The 6,720-nt window shown below is 64.0% G+C and carries 6 protein-coding genes and 2 pseudogenes; 5 read left to right on the top strand and 3 right to left on the bottom strand.

Going from position 1 to position 6,720, the window contains the following annotated elements; all coding sequences use genetic code 11:
• Nucleotides 1–95: 95 nt before the first annotated feature.
• A pseudogene (locus tag AC2VOP_RS15750) lies at nucleotides 96–407 on the top strand (hemerythrin domain-containing protein); the annotation flags it as partial.
• A 67-nt stretch (nucleotides 408–474) separates the two neighbouring features.
• Here AC2VOP_RS15750 and AC2VOP_RS15745 read toward each other — a convergent pair.
• The 3 genes from AC2VOP_RS15745 to AC2VOP_RS15735 all read right to left on the bottom strand — a co-directional run bounded on the left by AC2VOP_RS15745 (nucleotide 475) and on the right by AC2VOP_RS15735 (nucleotide 3,231).
• Nucleotides 475–1,017 carry a DUF1802 family protein gene (locus AC2VOP_RS15745; RefSeq protein ID WP_486961856.1) on the bottom strand — a complete coding sequence of 181 codons (543 nt, stop codon included), beginning with the start codon at nucleotides 1,015–1,017 and terminating at the stop codon, nucleotides 475–477.
• Nucleotides 1,018–1,153: 136 nt separating this feature from the next.
• The gene (locus AC2VOP_RS15740; RefSeq protein ID WP_486961855.1) at nucleotides 1,154–2,755 is read right to left on the bottom strand and encodes an AMP-binding protein; all 1,602 of its coding nucleotides are present in this window, start codon (nucleotides 2,753–2,755) and stop codon (nucleotides 1,154–1,156) included.
• Between the two features lie 242 nt (nucleotides 2,756–2,997).
• Complete coding sequence (locus tag AC2VOP_RS15735) at nucleotides 2,998–3,231, bottom strand: AbrB/MazE/SpoVT family DNA-binding domain-containing protein (protein ID WP_486961854.1); 234 nt, start codon at nucleotides 3,229–3,231, stop codon at nucleotides 2,998–3,000.
• Between the two features lie 184 nt (nucleotides 3,232–3,415).
• Between AC2VOP_RS15735 and AC2VOP_RS15730 the strand changes: the two genes are divergently transcribed.
• The 4 genes and pseudogenes from AC2VOP_RS15730 to acnA all read left to right on the top strand — a co-directional run.
• Nucleotides 3,416–5,023 carry a hypothetical protein gene (locus tag AC2VOP_RS15730; RefSeq protein WP_486961853.1) on the top strand — a complete coding sequence of 536 codons (1,608 nt, stop codon included), beginning with the start codon at nucleotides 3,416–3,418 and terminating at the stop codon, nucleotides 5,021–5,023.
• Between the two features lie 3 nt (nucleotides 5,024–5,026).
• A complete protein-coding gene (locus AC2VOP_RS15725; protein ID WP_486961852.1) occupies nucleotides 5,027–5,830 on the top strand; it encodes a phytanoyl-CoA dioxygenase family protein in 804 nt (267 codons plus the stop codon).
• Nucleotides 5,831–5,916: 86 nt separating this feature from the next.
• The gene (locus AC2VOP_RS15720) at nucleotides 5,917–6,273 is read left to right on the top strand and encodes a DUF732 domain-containing protein (protein ID WP_486961851.1); all 357 of its coding nucleotides are present in this window, start codon (nucleotides 5,917–5,919) and stop codon (nucleotides 6,271–6,273) included.
• Nucleotides 6,274–6,422: 149 nt separating this feature from the next.
• Nucleotides 6,423–6,720, top strand: a pseudogene (gene acnA, locus AC2VOP_RS15715) (aconitate hydratase); the annotation flags it as partial.

Genomic DNA, 6,720 nt, shown 5'->3' with positions numbered 1-6,720 from the left:
CTGGTCCTTCCTAGCTCGGGTAGAGCCAGGAAACCGGACCAAGGGGGTCAGAATTCGGATGCCGCGCCGGGGTCAGTTTTCACGTGCCGTCGACAACCGATCGGATCCTCGCCGCCACCACCGGAGCAGCTGAACTCCGTCAGTCTGCGCGAGAAGCCCTGGTGCAAACCATGTCGGCGTTCATCCGGATGTATGAGCCGCATGAGGCACGCGAAGACACCGTCGTTTTCCCGACGCTGCGCGACGTGGTGCCCGCCCAGGAGTTTCGCGACCTCGCTGAGATTTTCGAAGACGACGAGCACCGGCGATTCGGTGAAGCCGGCTTTCAAGGGGTGGTCGACAAAGTCGCCGACATCGAGAAAAGTCTCGGCATCTACGATCTGGGCATCTTCACACCGCGTCAATAGATCAGCACCCCAACGACTTTAGGCCGCACCGTGCCGACGCAGACGCCGTTTTTGTCGACCCGGCCTCTTAGCCGACGGTGTCTCGGACCCGGTCGGCGACCCGGCTCAGTGTGGCGTTGTCGTGTATCGGCGAGCCCCGTGCAGCCCGCACCGGCACCTGGACCCAGCTGGTGCAGCCGGCGTACTCCGGGGCGCGGTTCAGCGAAACCGGCGGCAATAGCGGGACGGCCTGCACCACCAGGACGGTCAGGCGATGTTTAGGCCGGAAGTCCAATCGGTCTTCGCGTACCGAGTCGGCGGTCCAAATATGCAGATCCTCGATTTCCTGCAACCGTTCCGGTCGGTTAACCTGAACTGCTGCAACGATGTTCGCGGCTGAGCGGATGACCACCCGGTCATCAGTGCTATCGGCTCCTGCGGCGGCAAGCAGGTTGCGATGAGCGGGGCGGACCCGCGGTGCGTGGCTGTGCGCGACCGTCGGGAACAGCACGAATTCGTCGGCCGCGACATTGAAGCGCTTCTCGTGAATTCCGCCCTTGCGCAGCAACACCGTCTGGCGGCCGTCCAGCAGCGCGTGCACCACCGCGCTCCACTCCTTGAGCGCGGCCATCGTCGCGGCGCTATCCGGCGGCCCGGGTCCGCGCAGTTCGGTGATGTTCCTGCGCACGGTGTCCACGATAGGGCGCTACGACCAAGCAGTGCACACAGTCGAGCCGCGGCCTGGGATTACAGCGCTTGTCGAGCGCTCATGAAGGCTGCGCCGCGTCTCCGGACGGATCCACGGCCTGTTCGGCCAGCCACTCGTCCTCGGCTTGGCGGAACGGACGACCACTGTCGAGCAGTTCCTTGAGCTGCTTCTTGTTGACCTTGTTGATCGTGGACCGGGGCATCGCGCGCAACAGATGCACGGTGCGCGGGATCTTGAAGTCGGCCAGGTCTGCTGTGCAGCGTGCCAGCACCCGTGTCGCGATCTGCTCGTCACTGTTCTCGGCGATGACGAACGCCACCGGAACCTCGTCGAGCTTTTCGTCGGGTTGGCCCACCACCGCGACCTCCTGAACCCCGGGAACAGTCAGCACCACCCGTTCGATCTCTGACGCGGCGACGTTCTCACCACCGACCTTCAACATGTCTTTGAGGCGGTCGACGAACGTGAAAGTGCCATCCTCGTTGTGGCGCACCAGATCGCCTGTGCTGAACCACCCGTCCGAGTCGAAAGCTTCGGCGTCTGCGGACGGATTGTTCCAGTACCCGGCGAACATCGACAGCCCGCGCACCCCCCGGATGAGGATCTGGCCGATCCCGCCTGGACCGATCGGTCGACCGTCGCCATCGATGACCCTGACTTGGTACTCGGGAGCGGCTCGGCCGATGATGCCCTCGAAGCAGCTGGGTTGCCCGTCGCCGAGGAAACCGTGGCTGATGGTCTCTGTCATCCCCCACCACGGGATGTAATCGATGCCGTCATCCCGATGCCGCAGTGGGGTGTCGGGTCCACCGAAGCAGCGGTAGCGGTGCCCGGCCGGCGGGTCGCTGGCCATCACCGCCCGCGCCGACAGCGGTATCAACGACAGCCAGGTGCAGCCGTGGTGGAGCGAGATGTCCCAGAAACGGCTTGACGACCATTTCGGGAGCAGCACCGTCCGCGCTCCGACCCACAGGCTCGCTAGCACCGAGTAGGCCATCGCGTTGGTGTGGAACAGTGGCATGTAAGCCAGGTGGCAGTCATCCCGACGCAAGTTCTCGTGCGCGGCATTGACGCGACCCGCCCACAAGCCGTTGGCGTGGGTCCACAGCACACCCTTCGGCCGCGACGTGGTTCCAGAGGTGTATTGGATGCTCAGCGGAGCCGCTGGGTCCGCAGGGGGCAACACCAGCGATTGCGGATCGCCTCGAAGATCGTCGAATCGCAGGCCCGCACGCCGACGCCGATCTGCACGGCCGCTGTGCGGATCGGAGTCGACAACGGCGACGAATGCCGTGCCGAGGGCTGCTTCGACCAGCGCTCGATACCGTGGCTGAGTCACGGCACCCACGGCTTCCGAATCCGCGGCGAAAAATGCGAACTCGTCGGCAGCAGACCGGACGTTTGTCGTTACGGCGACGGCATGGATGGCAGCGCAGGCGAACCACGTCAAAAGGAATTCCGGGCAGTTCTCCAGGTGGATGATCACCCGCTCGCCCGCTGAAACACCGCGGTCTCGTAGCCCTGCCGCGATCTGTTGAGCCTGCGTGTGGAACTGCGAGAACGTCCAACGCTTCGCTTCGCGGTCGAACGGTTGCCAGATCAAAAAAACCGAGTCCGGCTCGCTCGATGCCCTGTTCGCCAGCAGCGCCCAGACGTCCATGCCGGTGAAAGGGTGGCACCTCGGCAAAGTGATCTGTGAACTGTTGCTGCTCATGTATAGTGCGCGGGTTCAGTTGTCATCTCGAAATAGCCTACAGCAGAATGTAGTTGACGCCGAGCAAGCGATATGTCGGTCTCCGAATCCCGCGCCGGCGTTCGAGCAACCTGGCTCTGGCGGCAAGGTGAAACGGGTTCTCACGCTGCGCCAGTGCAAGTGCCGCGCTGGTGTCGACGAGTACATGTTCAGCGCTGGTCGGCAAGCCGCAATCCCCTCACCGTGTCAGCGTCGAGCTCTGGCCCGCCACTAGGTAGCAGGAGAAGCCCGTCCTCTTCGACGAGGTCGTCTGCCGCCACGCTCTCGATGCGGATAGCAGCGCCATCGAGGGATATCTCGACATCACCGGTGGTGATGCCCGACTGCTCGCGGAGTGTTTTAGGGATCACGACGCGTCCGGCTTTATCGATGGTAGTTCGCATACCATTACCCTACCAATCGTCGGGGTATTAAAGTCCGGTCCTGGCCGGTCCTGGCCGTGACTTCGCGCCGCTGGCCCGAGAATGGGCCAAGGCCCAGCGGCCGCGTCGCTGCGTTCTGAACCGGGGAGTATGCTTTGTGCTCTCTAAGTGAGCCTCGTCACACTTGAGATCGGGGGCCGCACCGGTGAGTCCTTCCCGTATCGCGCTCGCACCCGGCGCCGCCGCCGGCCTGTTGGCCATCGCACTGCTCCCGATCGCCCCGATCGCCGCCGCGTTCGCCGACGACGCCTCCGACCCCGCCGTTTTCGACCCACTGCTACGGGAATTCTTCGGCTTCTCCCCCGACACCTCGGAACCGACGACGGTCACCTGGGTATCGGGAGAACCGCCCATTTTCCAGAGCATTCACCAGTCCCAATCCTTCGACAGCGCCGCCACCCACACCCTGGCGGCCGGGACATTCCAGGTCAACAACGAAGTCATCACCACCACGTTCGGCCCAGCCAGCCTGGAAATGCTCGTCACAACCACCGACCCAGGCACCAGCGCACCACCGGTCGGATCGATCTACGACGTCATCAACATCGGGCTCGGCTTCGAGAATGTCTACACCGACATCGCGCCGACGACGCCCGGCGGGGCAGACACGCTCTCCGACACTTTGGTGACGCCCTTCGGGAACATCCCCCTCCCGACTGACTTACACGCGTTCCTGAACCCGGCGAACTCGTTCTACCTCTTCAACCCCGCCGATCCGGTGCACCATGGCACGGGCTTGACGACCGGCACCTCCACCGACGCCACCACCGCCGCCTCCGCCTTTTTCGACCCGATCTTCGCGAAGTTCTTCGGCTTCTCCCCCGACACCTCCGAACCGAACACGGTCTACGGCATAGCGGCGATCCCGCCTTTCTATCAGAGCATCCACCAAACCGTATCCTTCGACACCGCCGCCACTGACGCGCTCGCGGCCGGATCGTTTCAGGCGGACAACAACGTTCTGACGTATGGCTCGGGCCCCGGCTTCTCCGAAATCCTGGTCACCAGCTCCGATCCGGGTTCCAGCGCTCCGCCTGTCGGATCGGTGTACGAGATCAACCACGCGGGCTTCGGCTTCGAGAATGTCTACTCCGACATCGCACCGACGACGCCCGGCGGTGCGGACACGCTCACCGACATCGTGGTGACGCCCTTCGGGAACATCCCCATCATGACCGACATCCACACGTACTTCGACCCTTCGAATTCGTTCTTCCGCTATACCGCGTCGAATCCGCCGGCCTACCCCGTCGACCCGTCTGCAGGGTCCTCCGCTGGCGATCCGAGCGGGTTCGATCCCACTGAACCGTTCGCTTTCTTCGGGTTCTCCCACGATTCGTCGGAACCGACAACGGTCATCACGGTGTCCGGGTTGACCGGGGTGGTCGGATTCCTGCCCTCTTTCAACAGCGTTCACGTGAGCGAATCCTTCGACACCGCCGCCAGTGACACGCTGTCGGCCGGGGTGTTCGAAGCCAACAGCAACGTCATCACCAAGACGTCGGGCTTTTCCAACGCCGAAATCCTCGTGACCAAGTCCGAGCCGGGCACCAGCGCACCGCCGGACGGGTCGGTGTACGACGTCATCAAGCTCGGCAACGGCTTCGAGAACTACTACTCCGATATCGCACCGACGACGCCCGACGGCACAGACACCCTCTCCGACACCTTGGTGACTCCCCTCGGGAACATCCCCATCATGACCGACTTTCACGCGTTCCTGAATCCCACGGACGTGTTCTTCCCCTACTGAGTCATGCCGAACAGTCAAGCGCTCGACCAACTCCGGACCGACGGGTACGTCATCCTTCGCGATGTCCTTCCGAATTCGGTGCTGCAGGAGGTACGCACCGCGCTTCGCTGCCTTCTGGAACAGCAAGCCTGGGCCAAGGGCGAATTTTTTGGCGACCGGACGAAGCGTGTCCACAACGTCCTCGGCAAGACTCGTGCTGTCGACGCTCTTGTCGCACACCCGACCGTCTTGGAGCTCCTCCGGGGCACGCTCGGCCAGCCGCAAGTCTCGATCGTCAACGCGATCGAGATCCATCCGGGTGAGACATCGCAGTTCCTCCATCAGGACGACGTGGTGTTTCCCATCGCTCGCCCCCATCCCCCGGTGATCGTCAACACCATGTGGGCCATCACCGAATTCACCACCGACAACGGCGCAACCCGGCTGGTGCCGGGCAGTCAAGAAGCGACCGAAGTCCTCGACGACCCTCCGATAGTGGTCGCCGAGATGGAGCCCGGGTCGGTTCTGGTGTGGAACGGGGGCCTGTTTCACGGCGGCGGGGCCAACCACGCGCAACAACCGCGCCTCGGATTGAACGTGAACTACAACTGCTCGTGGCTACGCCAGCAGGAAAACCAGTATCTCGCAATCCCCAAGGAACTCGCCGCGACCTTTTCCGACGACTTCCTTCGCCTGCTGGGCTACGACACTCACATCGACATGTACGGTCTGGTCGACCACCGGCACCCGCTGAGTGCGCTGGGCCGCAACGCGTCGGCAATCGCTTCGGGGGGAGGAGGAATGCGCGCCGATGTCACCGCGGGTTGACACGGTTTCATGACCACGGCTCATTATCACGTAGCCTTGTGAGCCACCTCGCGCACCTCGTCGCAGAGCTCGGTAGACTGCCGCCCATGAAGCCGATGACGCTGGCCGCGGCGGTTGCGGCCGTGGCGGGGATCGTGGTGGCCCCGACAGCACTGGCGACCCCGGCGCAGGCCGGCCCCGATGTCGACGCCAATTTCGCACACGAGCTGCAAGGCTATGGCATCTACGGTGCCCGGGACTACAACGCGTGGATGGGCAAGATCGTGTGCGAACGCCTGCGCGCCGGCCGAGACCCCGACGCTGCCGCCTCGGTCCGGTTCATCACGCCCAACCTGCCGCGAGGCACGACCCAGGTACAGGCCTGGCAGTTCCTCGGTGCCGCGATCAACAGCTACTGCCCGGACGAGCGGGCGGTATTCGAGCGGGCTGCCGCTCAGCACTGACCGCGACGAGGCGAGCCTGGCCGGGACGCTTGGTACCACCTGTACCACCGATGCCGGATCTCAGGCGGCCCGGGCGGGGGCAAGTGTTGTTGCGACTAGGGTTGGGTCTGGCACTGCCCACCTGAATTCAACCTGCGAGAGGGTCCACGATGGCTGGCGACAGCAACCTTGACAGTTTCGGAACCCGAGACCAGTTCGCTGTCGACGGCACCAGCTACCACATCCGGAGGTTGGACCGCATCGACGGCTCGGCGCAGCTGCCGTACAGCCTGAAGGTGCTGTTGGAAAACCTGCTGCGCAACGAGGACGGACACCTGGTGACCGCCGAGCAAGTCGAGGCGCTGGCGGCTTGGGACCCGGCCGCCGAGCACGGCCGGGAGATCGCCTACACCCCCGCGCGGGTGCTGATGCAGGACTTCACCGGAGTTCCGTGCGTGGTCGACCTGG

The sequence above is a fragment of the Mycobacterium sp. TH-M106 genome, assembly GCF_057473765.1.
Note: the sequence above shows the minus strand (reverse complement) of the source record. Positions and strands in the feature narration are given on the sequence as shown.

Excerpts from the sequence above, each read along its gene's own strand:
- AC2VOP_RS15745 (WP_486961856.1), bottom strand. The coding sequence starts at position 1,017 with ATGGCCGCGCTCAAGGAGTGGAGCGCGGTGGTGCACGCGCTGCTGGAC.
- AC2VOP_RS15740 (WP_486961855.1), bottom strand. The coding sequence starts at position 2,755 with ATGGACGTCTGGGCGCTGCTGGCGAACAGGGCATCGAGCGAGCCGGAC.
- AC2VOP_RS15735 (WP_486961854.1), bottom strand. The coding sequence starts at position 3,231 with ATGCGAACTACCATCGATAAAGCCGGACGCGTCGTGATCCCTAAAACA.
- AC2VOP_RS15725 (WP_486961852.1), top strand. The coding sequence starts at position 5,027 with ATGCCGAACAGTCAAGCGCTCGACCAACTCCGGACCGACGGGTACGTC.
- AC2VOP_RS15720 (WP_486961851.1), top strand. The coding sequence starts at position 5,917 with ATGAAGCCGATGACGCTGGCCGCGGCGGTTGCGGCCGTGGCGGGGATC.